We start from the raw sequence: 16,099 nt of genomic DNA on the forward strand, positions 1-16,099 counted from the left end.
CCGGCCTGGCCCGCCCGGCGAGGGGTGGAGGATCCAGCGGTCGTCAGGGATGATCGTTGGCGAACGCCCCTCGCCCGGCCCCTCTCCGCACGGTGGTGGAACCGCACATGAGCAACCTCGACCGCAAGCCCTCCCCGACCACCTGCGGCCGCGAGGCCGACACCGGACCGGTCAAGGATCTGTTGACCGGACGTCAGGTCCAGCTCGGCGAGAGCACGATGGTCCGCCGACTGCTCCCCAACCTGGGCCGCCGGATGGTCGGCGCCTGGTGCTTCGTCGACCACTACGGACCCGACGACATCGCCGACGAACCCGGCATGCAGGTCCCGCCCCACCCCCACATGGGCCTCCAGACGGTCAGCTGGCTCCACCAGGGCGAGGTGCTGCACCGCGACAGCCTCGGCAGCCTCCAGACCGTCCGCCCGTACGAACTGGGCCTGATGACCTCCGGCCGGGCGATCTCCCACTCCGAGGAATCCCCGCGCCCGCACGCCCGCTACCTGCACGGCGCCCAGCTCTGGGTCGCCCTCCCGGACGCCCACCGGCACACCGCCCCCACCTTCGAGCACCACGGCGACCTGCCCGTCGTCACCGCCCCCGGCCTGCACGGCACCGTCATCCTCGGCACCCTCGACACCGCCACCTCGCCCGGCACCGCCTACACCCCCCTCGTCGGCGCCGACCTCGCCCTCACCGAGGGCGCCGACCTCAAGCTCCCGCTCGTCCCCGACTTCGAGTACGCCGTCCTCTCCATGTCCGGCAGCGTCGACGTCGACGGCGTCCGCGTCGAACCCGGCTCCATGCTCTACCTCGGCTGCGGCCGCCCCGAACTCCCCCTCCACGCCCGCACCGACGCCGCCGTCCTCCTCCTCGGCGGCGAACCCTTCGACGAGCAGATCCTCATGTGGTGGAACTTCATCGGCCGGTCCGGCGAGGAGATCACCCGGGCCCGCGAGGACTGGATGTCCACCGCCCGCTTTGGTGACGTCCACGGCTACGCCGGCGACCGGCTGCGGGCGCCGGAGCTCCCCGCCCTTCCGCTGAAGGCGCGGGGGCGCGTGCGCTGAGGCAGGGAGACGGGGTTCGCGGTCGCTAGCGTTCGTCGGTGAGGTCGCGGACGAGGGTGCTGCTCATCTGGGGGAGTTCGCCGTACTCGGGGTCGTCGCCGGCGACGGGGAGTTGGTGGATCACGGCCGCGAGGCGGGGGGGCAGCTTCACGTCGAGGCCGTAGTGGCACCGGGTGAGGATGTCGGTGAGCACCTGGGCCGGCAGCAGTGCGTGAGGAGTGCTCAGGACGCGCTGTGGCGGGCGGGGGTTGGTGGCCAGTGCTTCGGCCTGTTGGCGCCAGACTTCCGCGTCCAGGAACTCCCCGATGCTGCGGTGCAACAGGCTCAGGAACGACGCGGAGGTGTAGGAACCGCCGCCGGCCGCGAACTGCCACCAGAACTGGGCGCCGTCGCGATGGCCCGCGACGTACAGCAGCGCGCCGAGGACGAGGGCGCCCTCGGGGTGGATCTGCTCGGCGTTGACGAGGAGGCCCAGGGAGGCCGCGGCGGACGGCATCGAGAGGACCAGGGACGCGGCGAGGTCGAGTTCGTGGGCCGCCTGCTTGTGCTCGGAGGACAGCGGACTCGGGGCGGTCAGCAGCCGCTCCCAGGAGACGCCCGTGCCCCCTGGCTGCGGTCGCGGGGCCCGGGTGGGCAGGTGGATGCCGGCCATGTTCGGGTGCAGGGCCCGGTCGTGCTCGGTGCTCACCGGCTCTCCCCGCGTCGGCCGCCGAGTGCCGCGGCCAGACGGTCGAGAGCCTGGCTCGCGGTCGAACGGACGTTGGCCTCGGTCGTCCCCAGGCAGTCGGCGATCTGCTCGTCCGGCAGGTCGAGCAGGTAGCGCAGCACGATCACGTCGTGTCGCCGCTCGGACAACCGCCGCAGCGCGACGTACAGTTGCTCGTGACTGCCCCCGGTCTCCATCAGGTGCTGCGCCCGCTCGGCGGCGATCCGCACGGCGTAGACCCACCCGGGGACGCTCGCCTGGGTGGGCAGCGGCTCGCCGTTCATCATCAGTTCCGCCAGGGTGGCGCCGATCTCCTCCTTGAGGATCGTCCAGGCGTGGAACGGTGGGATCTTCTCGCGCAGGATGCGCGGCCACTCCTTCCACACGCGGACCTTCGCGATCTCCACCGCTCTGTGTGCGGCGTCGTCGTCGCGAAGGCGCGCGCGGGCGAACCCGGTCCACGCCCCCTCGTGCGTGTCGCAGAACGCGTCGAACGTCAGGCGGTCCCGGTCTCCGACCACCCAGTCGCTCTCGGTCACGTCCCATTCCTCCCCTGCGGCACGCCTGTCGGCTGCCGTCCGGCGCGGGCCGCCGACCGTGGCTGAACCCCACGGCCGTGCGGCGGTCACAGTGGGAACTCGCTTCCCTGGTAGGAACATTAAGGCGGATTGGATGCCGAGATGTTAAACCGCGACAAGGTGTTTCGAGATCAGACATAAGGTGCGGCGGATGATGGAGATACCGTGCGGAACATGGTCAGAGTGAGTCACTACATGCTCTGATTCGGTCGTCCTGCTTCACGGTCGCGTCGTCACCGGCGGCGGCCCTTGCTTGGCCGTTCGGGCGTGTGGGCATAGTGGAAGGGGCCGCGCCAGGGTCCGCCACCGTTCGCCACGGTGGCACGGGCGCGGATCGGTCCTGTCCTGCGCAGGGCGAGTCGATGACGTATCAGGGGGAACGCATGACGGACGGCACCGCCAGGACCGACGACGTAGAGGTCAACCTCGACATACACCTGGCCCACTCGGCACGGATGTACGACTACTACCTCGGCGGCACGACGAACTTCCCCGCCGACCGTGAGGCCGCCGGCCGGGCCCTGGCGGTCTTCCCCTACGCCCGCTCCGCCGCGCGCGCCAACCGTGCCTTCATGCGCCGGTCGACGCAGTTGCTCGCCGAGGCCGGGATCCGGCAGTTCCTCGACATCGGCACCGGGATCCCCACCTCGCCGAACCTGCACGAGGTCGCGCAGTCGGTCGCACCGGACGCCAAGGTCGTCTACGCCGACAACGACCCGATCGTGCTCCTCCACGCTCAGGCGCTCCTGCGCGGCACCGAGCAGGGCGTCACCGCCTACGTGCAGGCCGATGTGCGCGAGCCCGGTGACCTGTTGGACTCGGCCCGGGCGATCCTGGACTTCACCCAGCCGATCGCGCTCAGCATGAACGCCCTGCTGCACTTCGTGCCGTTCGATGCCCAGCGGATCACCGAAGGACTCAAGGCACAGCTGCCCAGCGGCTCCGCGCTGGTGGTCAGCCACTTCACGCAGGACTTCGCCGCCGAGGAGACCGCTCGGCTCATCCAGGTCTACACCGCCGCGGGAACCCCCGTCGCCGCCTGCACCCGTGACGAGTTCGCGCAGTTCTTCACCGGCTGGAACCTCCTGGAGCCGGGTGTCGCGGCCACTCCGCGCTGGCACCCGGCGGCGCCTGCGGACGACACCGAGCACATCACCGACGCAGCGGCCTCCTGCTACGGGGCCGTCGCCATCCGCCCCTGAGCCGTCCTCCCAGTCCGGCAGCTTCCAGTCTGGCAGCTTCGAAGCCCGGATGTTCAAGCCCGTACATCGGCATTCCGGGACCCGGGTGCGCCCACCGCCGGTGGCGGCAGGAGTCGTTGTCAGTCGCGGTCAGCGGTCAGCGGTCAGCGGTCGGCGGTCGGCGGTCGGCGGTCGGCGGTCGGCGGTCGGCGGTCGGCGGTGAGCGGTGAGCGGTGAGCGGTGAGCGGTGAGCGGTCGGCGGGCCGCATCAGCCGCTCGCCGGGCGGCTCACTCGCGCCCGCCGATCGCGTCGACCGGCGCCGGCCGCAGGGCGGACCGGGTGGCCACCGCGATCGAACCCCAGGAGAGCGCGACGGTGACCGCCACGATCGCGACGAGGCCGACGAGGCCGAAGGGGGAGACGGACGGAACGGGTGACTCCGTCAGCCCGAGGCTGATGCCGACCAGGGGCGGGATCGTCGCCAGCAGACCGAACAGCAGCGCCGAGAAGACCACGATCCTGGCTTCGCCGTTCATCATCGCGCGGACCTGGGCCCGGTCGGCGCCGATGAGTTGCAGCATCGCGAACTCGCGCACCCGCGCCGCCGTCGCCATCACCAGGGTGTTCACCACGGCGATGGCGATGTAGCCCAACAGCACGGTCTGGAACAGGAGGTTGAGCGCCCAGTCACCCGAACCGCCGCCCCCGGGCGCGGCCTTGAACGCCTCCTGGCCGCCCACCTGGACCGTCGGGTAGCGTCCGACCGCGCCGCGCAGCGCGTCGGCGAGCGCCTTCGGGTCGGTCCCGTCCGCGGACCTGACCAGCACGGCGGTGTCGACCCGCGCGGTGGTGTGCGCGACGACGAGGTCGTTGGGCAGGGTGACGTCCCCGAAGCCCGAGCCCCGCTCGTAGACCGCCACCACCCTCGGCCTGACCGCCGTGCCGTCGCCGAGCCGCAGGTCGACCGTCCCACCGCGCTGCGCATGGACGGTGTCCGCGACGGCGCGGCTCAACGCCACCGTCTCGCCGCGCAGTTCCGCGGTGTCGCCCTCGACCACCTTGAGGTCCATGGTCTCGGAGAGCCGTTCGGGCGCGACGCCCTGGGCGGCGAAGACCTTGGTCGCGGTGCTGTCCTCGGACGGGAACGTCAGCAGCACCCGCATCCGTGCCACCGGCGTCGCCACGGCGGCGCCGGGCACGCCGCGCACGCCGTCCACGACCTCCGGGGACACCCCGGCGCCGGACGACGAGGTCAGCACGTGGTCGGCCCGCAGGCCGGCGTCGAGTTGCTCCTGCGACGCCGCGATCGTCGTGGAGGCGCCGAACACCTGCACGGCGGCCAGGGTCACGCCCATGGCCAGCGGGGTGACGGCCGAAGCGAGTCGCCGCGCATCGGCTCGCGCGTTGGCCTGGGCGAGGAAGCCGGGGGCCTTGGACTGCCGGTTCAGGCGCGGGCCGAACAGCACGACGGCGCCTCTGATCAGCAGCGGGCCGACACACCCCAGCGCCACGACGAACAACAGGACCGCGCTCGCCGCGGTGTCGGCGGCGGAGTCACCCGACACCGCCACCTCGCCCGAGGTCAGCAGCAGCCCGAGCGGGACGAGCAGGAAGCCGATGGCCAACCGGACCCGGCCGATCCTCCCGGGCTCGACGGCGGCGTCCCCGAGCGCCTCGACCGGGCTGGTCCCGGACACCCGGCGCGCGACCAGCCAGCCGCCGAGCCGGGCGCTGGTCATGCACAGCACCAGCGAGGCGAGGAAGGGCAGCCACCCCACGTCCATCCGGAAGTCCGCGGGCATCGCGCCCGCGAGGACGAACACGCCGCGCATCACGAACGCGATGACGACGCCGGGGATCGCGCCGACCAGGGCGCCCGCCAACGACACCAGGGTCATCTCGGCGCCGATCATCCGGTGGATCTGCCGGGGCGTCGCGCCGATGGCACGCAGCAGGGCCAGTTCGCGCCCGCGCTGCCGCACCGACAGCGCGAGCGTGCTCGCCACCACGAACACCACGATCAGCACCATGGTGCCGCCGAACGACGCCGACGTCTCGACCACCAGGCTGCGGGCGTCGCCCACGTCCAAGAACTCCACGTCGCCGCGTTCCGCGCCGGTGTGGGCCACCACGCCCGGCACGGCGGCCGTGATCCTGCCGGCCAGTTGCTCCGGGGTGACGTCGGGCCCGGCCCGCACACCGATCGCGTCCACCCGGTCCGGACGGCCGGACAGCTCGGCCGCCCGGCCGTCGGTGAAGAACACCGCGGACTGGCGGCCCAACTCGCCCCCCGGCGGGGCGGCGACGCCCACCACGCGGTACGGCGACGCGACCGAGCCGACCACGAGCCGCACCGTCGCGCCGGGCGACACGTGGGCGCGCGCGGCGAGCCCGGCGTCGAGTACGACCTCGTCGGGCCCGGCGGGCGCGCTGCCCGCACGCACCGCGAACGGCCCGAGCACCGCGGCGGACCAGCCGTGCCCGACCACGGGGAAGCCGTCCGGGCCGCCCACCGCGCGGCCGTCCGGGGCCAGCACGCCGACCTCGACGTCGACATCGCCGACGGCGGAGCGGACACCGGGCACGGCGGCGACGGCGGCGACCTTGTCGGCGGGCAGCGTGACGCGCTCGCTGTAGCGGACCTCGGAGCTCTCGTCCAGCCAGTACGACTGCTCTCCGCCGAGGACCACCGCCGCGCCCGAGTAGCGTTCGGGGGCCACCCCGCTGCTGAGCCCGGACATCAGCAGGATCCCGCAGGCGGTGATCACCGCCGAGCCCGCGGCGATCGCGACGAAGGAGCCGACGAAGCCGCCCTTGCGCCCCCTGATCGTGCTCCAGGCCAGCGACAGGCCCTTGCGGTCCGGCACCACGAGGCGGACCAGCCGTCGGATGCGGCGGATCACCGCGCGCCCAGGTACGTCACGCGCGCCGGGACCTGCCCCGAGGCGTGCCGGCGCGGCTCGCCCGCGAGCCGCAACGGCGGCGTGCCGATCTCCTCCACGGTCGGCGTGGTCATCGGGCTGCACACCCGGGAAAGGCACTCCTGCCGGAATCGGACGGTCCCACTCCGGGAGTGCGGGCGCCACGATCCAGTCCGACGCGTACGACATCCGGCGCCGGTATCAGGCTCCTTGACGAACCGTAACTCCTCGACGCCGCACCCCAACGGATCGACCAGTCGGCGGATGCGGCACGCCACGCAGGTTGAGACATGCTCGGGGAGCCTACCCGAGGCCCCGCCGCGCCCCGTCGTCGTGGCCGAGGAACGCACGGGGTCGGCCGTCTGAAATCCCCATGGACGAGATTGTGGCGCCGCAGCAATCACTGACAAGATTTCAGCACGGCATCCTGTCGCGGGAGATGCCGCCGAACCGACCGTGGCTCGACGCACGTCTGGAGGCCGCATGGCACGGGTGAACCTGAGGGCTGCATTCATGAGCGGCCTTTCGTCCACCGTCACGGCTCAGCAGGTCTTCACCAACCGGGTCGACGAAGTGGCCGCATTCGCCCGGTCGGTCGACGAGCTTCACCGGATGCTGGACGAGGCCGAGGTCTCGCCGGTCGTGGACCGCGGGCAGGGCCGCCGCAATGTGCTGACCTTCTACGGCGTGGGTGGCATAGGCAAGACGACACTCTCCCACGAGCTGGAGCGCCGCCTCCTCGCCGAAGCGCGGGAGAAGGAGCGCGACGACGTGGTGACCGTGCGGATCGACCTCTCGGAGGAGGGCGCCGGCGACATCGAGAGCCTGTTGCTGCGTCTGAGGGCCGCCCTGGGCCAGTTGGGGAGCCGTTGGCCGGCCTTCGACCTGGCACTGGCCTCCTACTGGGCTCGCGCCCACCCCGGCGAGGCCTTGCAGGAGTTCCTGGACGCCTCGCCGGCGCTGCGGCGCGCCTCGCGGAGCATCGCGCTGGGCGACCAGATCGCGGAGGCCGTGAAGCAGGTCGACCCGGGTGGTCTGGGAGGTCTGACCGGACTGGCCCACCGGGCCGCGCTGGTCACGTACCGCGCTGTCCGGGACCGGGTGCGGGAGGGCCGGCTGCTGGCCGACTGCGATCTGTTCGCCGAACTGGTCGAGGCGGACGCCGACTACGAGACGCTCTCGTACTTCCCGTACCTGCTGGCCTGGGACTTGGAACGGCAGCCCCGGGGCGGTCGGCCGGGCCGGCGGCCCCGGGTGTGCGTCTTCCTCGACACCTTCGAGGTGGTCAACGGTCAGGCCGATCGCGCAGTGGAACGGTTCGTCCAGCGCTGCGCCTATCTGATGCCGAACGTGCTGTTCGTCATCACCGGCCGGAACCGGATCGACTGGGCCGACTCGGGTGCGGGCGGCGAGCTGGACTTCACCGGCCCGGAGTGCTGGCCCCATCTGCACTTCAGCAACGACACGGCCGAACCACGGCAGCACCTCGTGGGGTACCTGTCGGACTCCGACGCGGACAGCTATCTCCGTGAGGCCCTCGTCCGGGACGGTGAGCCCGCGATGTCGGCGGAGATCCGGGAACGCGTCATCTCCGGCGGCCAGGGGCTTCCCCTGTACCTGGACCTGTCGGTCTCCCACTGCGCCGCCCTGCTGGCACGCGGTGGGCAACCTTCCGTGGCGGACTTCGGCGGCTCGTTCACAGCCGTCGCGACCCGGTCGATCAGGGACCTCCCCCGGGAGGAACGCGACCTGGTCCGAACAGCCGCGCTCACCGACCGGGTGGGCGCGGAGCTGCTGCGCGCCGGTCAACCCGGAGTCTCCGACGGGAGCGTGGCACGGTTCCTTCGCCGACCGTTCCTGACACACGACGACGCCTATGCGTTCCCGTACGCGTTGCACGTGGCGTTGCGGCAGGCCATCGGCGAGGCGGACCGGACGCTTCCTGACGGTTGGTCGGATCGTGACCGCAGTGAGGTCGCCGCCCGGCTGCTGAGCTGGCTGGGCGAACGCCTGGGCGCCTCCGGCGGGCGGGTGGCGACGGCGCAAGCCCTCGAAACCGGGCTCAAGCTCTCTGCCGAGCACGGTGTCTTCGACGACTGGATGGCGCTGGCCACGCAGCGACTCGTCGAGGCCGGCCAGTGGTCGGAGCTCGGAGCCGGTCTTACCGGCGCCCCGGTGGGCCTCCCCGAGTACCGGGCGATCCGGGCCGCCATCCGGGGAGTCCAGCTCCGCCGGACCGGCCGCGTCGAGGAGGCGATCGAGTTGCTCGGCGGCGCGGCCGGAGGCGTGCGGCACGGTGGCCGAACGGCACAGCTGGTCCGCATCCACCTCGCCCACGCCCTGCGCAACCACGGCGACTACACGCAGGCCGCGGAGATCTACCGGGGCTTGGTGGGGGGCGAGTTCGACGCGGCCGCCCGCTACTGGCTCAGCGACTTCGACTACCTCAACGGGCGGTTCGCGGCCGCTCTCGCCTCCCTGCATGAACAACCGGTCCGTGGCCCGGAGGACGAAGGCGAACGGCTCCGGCTGACCGGGCACATCTGGCGGGTCAACGCCCGCTTCGAGGAAGCGACTTCCGTCTACCACGAGGCGATCGGCCTGGCGCGGCGCGAGGGACTGGCCGCCGCAGAGGCGAAGGCACTCGCCAACCTGGCGCAGACCGCCTGCTGGTCCGGGGACACGGCAGCCGTCGCCGACGCGGCGGGCCGGGCCCGGGAACTGCTCGACCTGGTGCCCAACCCCGTCGAACTGGTCAAGCTCCGGTCCGCCGAGGCGGTGGCCCACGCCATGGCCGGCGACGTCGGCGCTGCCCGGTCCGCAGTAGGAGACACCCGGCATCTTGCGGACGGGATCGCTTACCGGGGCGGCCACAACCTGGCGGACGTGGCCGAGATCCTCCTCGGCGTCCTCGCCGGTGACCACGAGGGTGCTCGTCGCACGCGATCCGAGCTCGATGCGCGCACCCGTACGTCCGGAGGCAACACCTACTGGGTTCCCATCGCGACCTCCTGGATCGACGGCTCCCTCGCAGCCGCGGAGCACCTGCCTGCCGTCGGCTGGGTGGACGGCCCCGTCGCGTCGTTGGGTCGCTGGGCAGCGGTGGTGACACGTCGATGACTCTCCCCGGCCCCCGCACCTCGGCCGAGTCGTCCGGAGAAAGCAGAGTTTGATGACTGACCTCGTGAGCGTCGGCCTCGTCGGCGTCGGCACCATCGCACAGACCCATCTCACAGTCCTGGCCGAACGGGCCGATGTACTGGTCGAGTTCACGGTCGATCCGAACCGGCCGGAACCGCCCTCGTTCCGTGGAACCACCCCGCGTCACTACGCCGGCCTGGACGACGCGCTCGCGGAGCACCGACCCGATCTGCTCGTGCTCGCCACTCCCACGCACACGCACGCGGAGCTGGCGGCCCAGGCTCTCCGGCTCTCCACGGCCAAGGTGCTGGTCGAGAAACCCCTCGTCCACGACCTCGCCTCGCTCGGGCGGATCCGCGCGCTGGACGAAGCGGTCGACGTGCGGGGCCGGTTGTTCACCGCGCACCACTTCGCCTTCTCTCCGGAGGTCGGCTGGGCGGCGGAACTGCTTGCCGAGCACCCCGAGTGGGGGCCCGTCACGGCCGTCACCTCCGCGTTCTACGACCCCTACGTCCTCAAGGGCACCGATGCCTACGAGTCCTACGGCTCCAGCTGGATGGACTCCGGGGTGAACCAGCTCAGCATGCTCACCCGCCTGGTCGACCTCACGGCGCTCACCTCCGCCCGGCAACTGGACGGCGGCGCCAGCGCGTGGTGCATCGCCGAGTACCGGTCCCGGGGCGAGTCGGGCACCGCACGTCTGCGCAGCAGCTGGCTCACGGGCTCCAGCAGCAAGGAGAGCAGTCTGGTCTTCGGCCGGGCGGGCGTGGAGGTGTGGATCGACCACACCTCCATGACCGGCTTCGCAGCCCGGGACGGTGACCTGCTCGCCGCCTTCGGGACGGACGGTCGGACGGCCCGGAAGGTGGCCCATTACCGGCCGCTGTACGAGAGCCTGCTCTCCGACCGCCCCGACCCGGTCCTCGGGTTCGACGCGGCTGCGAGGATCACCGAGATCCATCACGCGGCGCCCGGCGCGGAGTAGTCCCCGGGGCGGGACGTTGCGACGAGCACCCGCGGGCGCTACCAGGGGGTCAACTCGCCGACCTGGTCGGCGGCCTCCTTCCTCGGGCCGGTCGTGGCGGTTGGAGAGCCGCAGGGCCCGGCGGTTCGCCTCCAGTCACCGGACGGTCTGCGCGTGGGGCCTGCGGGGCCTCCGGCCGGTGGGCCGTGCGCAGTGACAGTTGTCATGTGGTTCGGGAAAAAAGATCACTGACGAAGTGCCAGGCCGGTGGGGGAGGCTGGCGGTACGGCGGATCGCGGCGGATCGCGGGCGGTGACCGCAGGGCACGCGACAGACGGGGGAGTGGGCACGAAGGTGTTGGTGGCCGAGGCCGGGCTCGGGGGGCTCTGCCTGGCGCACGGGCTGCTCCGGGCCGGCGTGGAGGTTGCGGGTCCTTGAGCGGGAGGAGGGGGCGCACAGCCGGTACCAGGGCTTCCGGATCGGCTTGAACGAGCACGGGCGCGCCGCGCTGCGCCAGTGCCTGCCGCAGCGGCTGCACCCCCTGCTGGAGGCCGTCACGGGCCCGATGGCGGGCGAGCGGCGCGTGGTCGACCAGCAGTTGCGCGAGCTGCGCCGGCTCGGCGCGGTGGACGGGGGAACCGCCGTCGACCGGCACGTGCTGCGCCAGCTGCTGCTGGCCGGGCTGACCGCCGTCGCCGGGTACGAGCGGCGGATGATCGACTACGGCTTCGCGGCGGTCGCCGACAGCCTGGAACGCCTGCCGGACTTCGCCCCCCGCGCACCGGTGTCCTGACCGCGCGCACGCGAGCGCACCCGCGTACGCGGGCACGGGGGCGTCACGGTTCCTGAAGGTGTGCTCAGACTTCTTCAGCGGATCTTCAGCGGGTTGGTCGGAGGCTTCTGGGGTCACTCCCCCGTCCGCCTCGTCGCAAGTGAGCCCCCGTTGTCCCTGAGCCCGATCCGTGCAGCCCGCGCCACGGCCGAGACCCGGCCCGTGCCCGAACGGCGGCGGCCCGCCGCCGAGGGGGCGGGGGCGGCCCTGCTGCCCTGGGCGCTCGCCGCCGTGCTGTTCGCCGCCTACACCGCGCTGTCCGTCTCCCGTCACCTGCACCTGCGGACGAACGGCTTCGACCTGGGCATCTTCGAGCAGGCCGTCCGCGCCTACGCCGAGGGCCGCGCGCCGGTCTCCGAGCTGAAGGGGCCGGGCTTCCACCTGCTCGGGGACCACTTCCACCCGATCCTGGCCACCCTCGCACCGTTCTACCGGGTCTTCCCCTCCGCGCTCACCCTGCTGGTCGCCCAGGCGGCGCTGGTCGCCGTGTCCGCCGTCCCCGTGACCAGGGCCGCGGTGCGGGCGGTCGGCCGGTGGGCGGGCGCGGGCATCGGGGTGGCGTACGGGCTGTCGGTCGGCCTGCAACAGGCCGTCGGCTTCGACTTCCACGAAATCGCCTTCGCCGTACCACTGTTGACGTTCTCTCTGGAGCGGCTGATGCTCCGGCAGTGGCGGTCGGCGGTCGGCTTCGCCCTGCCGCTGCTGCTGGTCAAGGAGGACCTCGCGGCGACGGTCGCCGTCATCGGCTGCTACCTGTTCTGGCACGGCCGCCGCCGACTGGGCGCGGGCGTCGTCGCGCTCTCCGCCGCCACCCTGCTCCTGGTGCTGCTGGTCGTCATCCCGGCCCTCAACCCGGACGGCGCCTACACCTACCTCTCCAGCGTCGACGGCCCGGCCGGCAACCCCGTGACCAGGCTGCTCCTGCCCGGCGAGAAGTGGCACACCGTCGTCACGATTCTGGCCCCCACCGCGTTCCTGGCGCTGCGCTCCCCGCTGATCCTGCTCGCCCTGCCGACGCTGGGCTGGCGCTTCTGGTCCACCAACCCGTCCTACTGGGGGACGGACTTCCACTACGGCGCCGTCCTGATGCCGATCGTCTTCCTCGCCTTCGTCGACGCCCTGACCCGGCTTCGGCTCCGGTTCCGGGCCCGGCACGGCCTGCGGCGGTGGACGGTCCGCGGTTCCGTGGCCGTCGGGCTCGCCGTGACGGCCGCCGCCCTGCCCTCGCAGCCCCTCGCGGAGCTGGCCCGCCCCGCCACCTGGCAGCGCGACGCGACCGTCGACGCGGTGAGCGCGCTGCTGCGCCGGATCCCGGACGGCGCCGAGGTGGCCGCCGCCAACGGCTTCGCGGCCCAACTCACCGGCCGCACCCGGGTCTACCTCTTCCCCCGCTACCCGGGCGCCCCCGGCGCGCGGCCCGACTGGGTGGTGGCAGCCGACCACCCGCGGGACGGGCTCCTCTCCGCCCGCGACGAGGCCGAAGCCCTCCGCGCCCTCCCCGCCGCCGGCTACCGCCCCGTCGCGAGCGCCGCCGGCATCACGGTCTACCGGCTCACCGACCCTGCGGGCTGACCCGGGGCGGTGGTCGGACGACGGGAGGCGTGGTGACAACTCGACGCCAACGTGCGGTGGTTGCGCCGACGCGCGCAGGGCCCGCCACCTGCGGGGTGGCCCTGCGCGCGTCGGAGGGACGACAGGTCAGCGGGACGGAGGGGCGGAGGGACGGCAGGTCGGCCTGGTGTCAGCTGAAGGCGGCGTCGGCGGTCAGCGTCGACTGGGCGATGGGCTGGCCGACTCCGAGCAGGACGTCGACGCAGTTGTCCAGGATCGGCTGGTCGCTGTCGATGTTGAGGACGGTGGTCAGGTTCTCCCCGGCCAGGCGGGTGGAGGAGCCGGTGACGGTGCCGGTGAGGGTCCCGGCCCCGTCGACGTCGACGACGGCGATGTCGGTGATGGTGCTGCTCGCCTGCGTGCCGTCCTTCAGGTTCCAGGTGAAGGTCGCGGTGGAACCCGGCGCCATGGCCGGCGGCGTCAGCGGGTTGCAGCTGAGCGTGCCGAACTTGAGCGTCGCGGTGACGGTGCCGCCCGTCACGGCCGTCGGGCCGCCCTGGGAGTCGAGGCAGCCGCTCACCGTCCCGCCGATCGCCACGGTGGTGGCCTCCGGGCCGGCCGAGAGCGGCGGGCTGAAGTTGACGGCGGCGTTCACGGTGCAGTTCAGGATTTCCGCGGCGGCCGTCGGGGCGGCGTCGGCGACCGGTGGCACGGCGGTGCACAGGGCGGCGGCGAGAACGGCGGACACGGTGACGGCGCTTCGGCGTACGGACACGTGGATTCCCTTTCTTTCGTCGGACCGGGGGTGAGGCCCTCGCACTCGGAGCGGGGTGGGCCGAAGGGGGACGGTGGCACGGCGCGAGGAATTCCGGCCGTCGCCATCCCGGGGATCCCGCCGATACGCCTCGAATGGTCCAGCGCTGCGGTCCGGCCCTCCGGCGTGGGCGGACACCGGGCGGGCGGACACCGGGAAGGTGGCGGCCGGCCGGTCGACGGAGGGGCGCCGGGCCCTGGTCGACCTCGGCACCGTGAAGTGGTTCAACGGCCGTTCACGTCGTCGGCCGCTGAGGGCGCGCGGCGTCCGTCAGGCCACGTGGTCGAGGGCCGGCGCGGCCGTCGGCTGTGCCGTGGCCCCGGCGCCCTCGGCCTGCGCGCCCCAGCGGCGGGCCAGGACGGCGCAGACCATCAGTTGCAGCTGGTGGAAGAGCATCAGCGGCAGCACCATCAGCCCGGCCGCCGGGCCCGGGAAGAGGACGGTGGCCATCGGGACGCCGCTGGCCAGGCTCTTCTTGGAGCCGCAGAAGACGATCGCGACCAGGTCGCCCCGGCCGAACCCGAGCCGGCGGCCGACCAGCAGCGTCGCGGTCAGGACCAGCCCCAGCAGCGCCGCCTCCACCCCCAGCAGTGCCGCCAGTCGGGGCAGGGAGAGGGCACCCCACACCCCGCCCACCACGGCGGCGCTGAAGGCGCTGTAGACGACCAGCAGGATCGAGCCGCGGTCGACCAGGCCGAGGACGGCGCGGTGGCGGGCCATCCAGGCGGCGATCCAGCGGCGCAGCACCTGGCCGGCGGCGAAGGGGAGCAGGAGTTGTTCGGCGATCTCCAGCACGGTGCCCGGCGAGACGCCGCCCTTGGTGTGCAGGAGCACGGCGGCGAGCAGCGGGGTCAGGACGATGCCGAAGAGGCTGGAGAAGGTCGCGCTGCAGACCGCCGCGGCCGTGTTGCCGCGGGCGATGGAGGTGAAGGCGATCGAGGACTGCACGGTGGAGGGCAGCAGGGTCAGGAACAGCAGGCCCTGGTAGAGCTGTGGCGACAGCACCGCCGGCACCAGCAGGTGGGCGGCCACCCCGAGCAGGGGGAAGAGGCCGAAGGTGACCGCGAGCACGGTGCCGTGCAGCCGCCACTGCCTGAGCCCCTCCCAGGCCTCGCGGGCGGAGAGCCGGGCGCCGTAGAGGAAGAACAGGACGGCGACCGCGCCGGTGGCGGCGTCCGAGAAGGCCGGTGCGGCGCTGCCGCGGGCGGGGAGCAGGGCGGCCACTGCCACGGTGCCCAGCAGGGCGGCGATGAACGGGTCGACCCGGAGGCGGGCGGGGCGGCGGGGCAGGTGGGAGCGGAGCGGGTGGTTCGGGCGAGGCATGGTTCTCCGCGGTGGCGGTTCGGGTGGGATGGCCCCAGCCTGCCGCCCGCCGGGGTGATTGTGAATCCCGCTGGCGGCACTCACTGTCATCATGATCCGTGATATCAGCGGATAGAATGGCTAGATGTTCGATCCGGTGCAGTTGAGGTCCTTCCTCGCGGTGGCCCAGACCGGCGGTTTCACCCGGGCCGCCCAGCGGCTGGGGCTGCGGCAGTCGACGGTCAGCCAGCACGTGCGGCGGCTGGAGACGGCCGCCGACCGGCAGCTCTTCCTGCGCGACACCCACTCCGTGCAGCTCACCGGCGAGGGCGAGGCCATGCTCGGCTTCGCCCGGACGATCCTGGAGGCGCACGAGCAGGCGCTCGGCTACTTCGCGCGGACGCAGGTGCGCGGGCGGGTGCGGTTCGGCGCCTCGGAGGACTTCGCCCACACCGAGCTGCCGCAGATCCTGCGGAGCTTCCGGCGGAGCAACCCCCAGGTCGACCTCGAACTCACCGTCGGCCTCAGCGCCGTGCTCTACGAGCAGCTGGCCGACGGACGGCTCGACCTGGTACTCGGCAAGCGCCCGCCCGGCGGCGGCTCACAGGGGCAACTGGTGCGGCAGGACAAGCTGGTGTGGATCGCGGCGGAGGACTTCCGGACGGACCCGGCGGAGCCGCTGCCGCTGATCGTCTACCCGCCGCCCAGCTTCACCCGGGTCCGCGCCCTGGAGGTCTGCGAACGCGACGGGCGGCCCTGGCGGATCGCCTGCACCAGCACCAGCCTCTCCGGGGTCCGGGCCGCCGCGCTGGCCGGCCTCGGGGTGGTGCCGCACGCCCGCAGCCTGATCCCGTCGGGCCTGCGGGTGCTGCCCGACCAGCCGGGCCTGCCCAGCCTCGGTACCATCGAGTTCGCCCTCACCACGGGGCGCACCACGGCGCGCGGCCCGGCCCGGGTGCTGGCCCAGGCGGTCCTCGCGGACGCGTTCCGCCTGCAACGCGCACCGGAGCGGGCGGAGCCGTGACCGGGGGTGACGGCCGG

At 72.9% G+C, this 16,099-nt stretch carries 13 protein-coding genes; 8 read left to right on the top strand and 5 right to left on the bottom strand.

Annotated elements, in window-relative coordinates; genetic code table 11:
- Nucleotides 1-107: 107 nt before the first annotated feature.
- Nucleotides 108-1,067 carry a pirin family protein gene (locus tag ACIOGZ_RS18030; RefSeq protein WP_363627503.1) on the top strand — a complete coding sequence of 320 codons (960 nt, stop codon included), beginning with the start codon at nucleotides 108-110 and terminating at the stop codon, nucleotides 1,065-1,067.
- A 25-nt stretch (nucleotides 1,068-1,092) separates the two neighbouring features.
- Here ACIOGZ_RS18030 and ACIOGZ_RS18035 read toward each other — a convergent pair whose 3' ends face one another.
- Nucleotides 1,093-1,755: a hypothetical protein gene (locus ACIOGZ_RS18035; protein ID WP_400986414.1), complete on the bottom strand. Its 663-nt coding sequence runs from the start codon at nucleotides 1,753-1,755 to the stop codon at nucleotides 1,093-1,095.
- Nucleotides 1,752-2,312: a sigma factor-like helix-turn-helix DNA-binding protein gene (locus tag ACIOGZ_RS18040; RefSeq protein WP_363627504.1), complete on the bottom strand. Its 561-nt coding sequence runs from the start codon at nucleotides 2,310-2,312 to the stop codon at nucleotides 1,752-1,754. The genes ACIOGZ_RS18035 and ACIOGZ_RS18040 overlap by 4 nt, the downstream gene beginning before the upstream one ends.
- Nucleotides 2,313-2,734: 422 nt before the next feature.
- Between ACIOGZ_RS18040 and ACIOGZ_RS18045 the strand changes: the two genes are divergently transcribed.
- Nucleotides 2,735-3,553 (top strand): SAM-dependent methyltransferase, encoded by an 819-nt coding sequence (locus ACIOGZ_RS18045; protein ID WP_400803489.1) that lies wholly within the window; start codon nucleotides 2,735-2,737, stop codon nucleotides 3,551-3,553.
- A gap of 267 nt (nucleotides 3,554-3,820) precedes the next feature.
- Here the strand turns inward: ACIOGZ_RS18045 and ACIOGZ_RS18050 are convergent, their stop codons facing one another.
- Nucleotides 3,821-6,436, bottom strand: a complete 2,616-nt coding sequence (locus ACIOGZ_RS18050) for an ABC transporter permease (RefSeq protein WP_400986416.1) — start codon at nucleotides 6,434-6,436, stop codon at nucleotides 3,821-3,823.
- A gap of 391 nt (nucleotides 6,437-6,827) precedes the next feature.
- Here ACIOGZ_RS18050 and ACIOGZ_RS18055 point away from each other — a divergent pair, with 391 nt between their 5' ends.
- The 5 genes from ACIOGZ_RS18055 to ACIOGZ_RS18075 all read left to right on the top strand — a co-directional run bounded on the left by ACIOGZ_RS18055 (nucleotide 6,828) and on the right by ACIOGZ_RS18075 (nucleotide 12,963).
- Nucleotides 6,828-6,950, top strand: a complete 123-nt coding sequence (locus tag ACIOGZ_RS18055; RefSeq protein WP_363585920.1) for a hypothetical protein — start codon at nucleotides 6,828-6,830, stop codon at nucleotides 6,948-6,950.
- 17 nt (nucleotides 6,951-6,967) lie between these two features.
- Entirely contained in the window at nucleotides 6,968-9,574 is a 2,607-nt protein-coding gene (locus ACIOGZ_RS18060) for a hypothetical protein (protein WP_363585921.1), read from the top strand.
- Between the two features lie 52 nt (nucleotides 9,575-9,626).
- Entirely contained in the window at nucleotides 9,627-10,580 is a 954-nt protein-coding gene (locus tag ACIOGZ_RS18065) for a Gfo/Idh/MocA family oxidoreductase (protein ID WP_363585922.1), read from the top strand.
- Nucleotides 10,581-11,043: 463 nt separating this feature from the next.
- Complete coding sequence (locus ACIOGZ_RS18070; RefSeq protein ID WP_400986418.1) at nucleotides 11,044-11,352, top strand: hypothetical protein; 309 nt, start codon at nucleotides 11,044-11,046, stop codon at nucleotides 11,350-11,352.
- Nucleotides 11,353-11,502: 150 nt separating this feature from the next.
- Nucleotides 11,503-12,963, top strand: a complete 1,461-nt coding sequence (locus ACIOGZ_RS18075) for a DUF2079 domain-containing protein (protein WP_400843229.1) — start codon at nucleotides 11,503-11,505, stop codon at nucleotides 12,961-12,963.
- A 169-nt stretch (nucleotides 12,964-13,132) separates the two neighbouring features.
- Here the strand turns inward: ACIOGZ_RS18075 and ACIOGZ_RS18080 are convergent, their stop codons facing one another.
- On the bottom strand, nucleotides 13,133-13,717 hold the full coding sequence (locus tag ACIOGZ_RS18080; RefSeq protein WP_363627509.1) for a hypothetical protein: 585 nt from the start codon (nucleotides 13,715-13,717) through the stop codon (nucleotides 13,133-13,135).
- Nucleotides 13,718-14,026: 309 nt separating this feature from the next.
- Nucleotides 14,027-15,079, bottom strand: a complete 1,053-nt coding sequence (locus tag ACIOGZ_RS18085) for a bile acid:sodium symporter family protein (protein ID WP_363627510.1) — start codon at nucleotides 15,077-15,079, stop codon at nucleotides 14,027-14,029.
- A gap of 124 nt (nucleotides 15,080-15,203) precedes the next feature.
- On the opposite strand from ACIOGZ_RS18085, the gene ACIOGZ_RS18090 reads away from it, so the two are divergent.
- Nucleotides 15,204-16,082 (top strand): LysR substrate-binding domain-containing protein, encoded by an 879-nt coding sequence (locus tag ACIOGZ_RS18090; RefSeq protein ID WP_363585927.1) that lies wholly within the window; start codon nucleotides 15,204-15,206, stop codon nucleotides 16,080-16,082.
- Nucleotides 16,083-16,099 lie beyond the last annotated feature (17 nt).

Origin of the sequence: Kitasatospora sp. NPDC088160, assembly GCF_044741445.1 — a bacterium.
GTDB lineage: Bacteria > Actinomycetota > Actinomycetes > Streptomycetales > Streptomycetaceae > Kitasatospora.

Excerpts from the sequence above, each read along its gene's own strand:
- ACIOGZ_RS18030 (WP_363627503.1), top strand. The coding sequence starts at position 108 with ATGAGCAACCTCGACCGCAAGCCCTCCCCGACCACCTGCGGCCGCGAG.
- ACIOGZ_RS18060 (WP_363585921.1), top strand. The coding sequence starts at position 6,968 with ATGAGCGGCCTTTCGTCCACCGTCACGGCTCAGCAGGTCTTCACCAAC.
- ACIOGZ_RS18045 (WP_400803489.1), top strand. The coding sequence starts at position 2,735 with ATGACGGACGGCACCGCCAGGACCGACGACGTAGAGGTCAACCTCGAC.
- ACIOGZ_RS18085 (WP_363627510.1), bottom strand. The coding sequence starts at position 15,079 with ATGCCTCGCCCGAACCACCCGCTCCGCTCCCACCTGCCCCGCCGCCCC.
- ACIOGZ_RS18055 (WP_363585920.1), top strand. The coding sequence starts at position 6,828 with ATGGACGAGATTGTGGCGCCGCAGCAATCACTGACAAGATTTCAGCAC.
- ACIOGZ_RS18065 (WP_363585922.1), top strand. The coding sequence starts at position 9,627 with ATGACTGACCTCGTGAGCGTCGGCCTCGTCGGCGTCGGCACCATCGCA.
- ACIOGZ_RS18090 (WP_363585927.1), top strand. The coding sequence starts at position 15,204 with ATGTTCGATCCGGTGCAGTTGAGGTCCTTCCTCGCGGTGGCCCAGACC.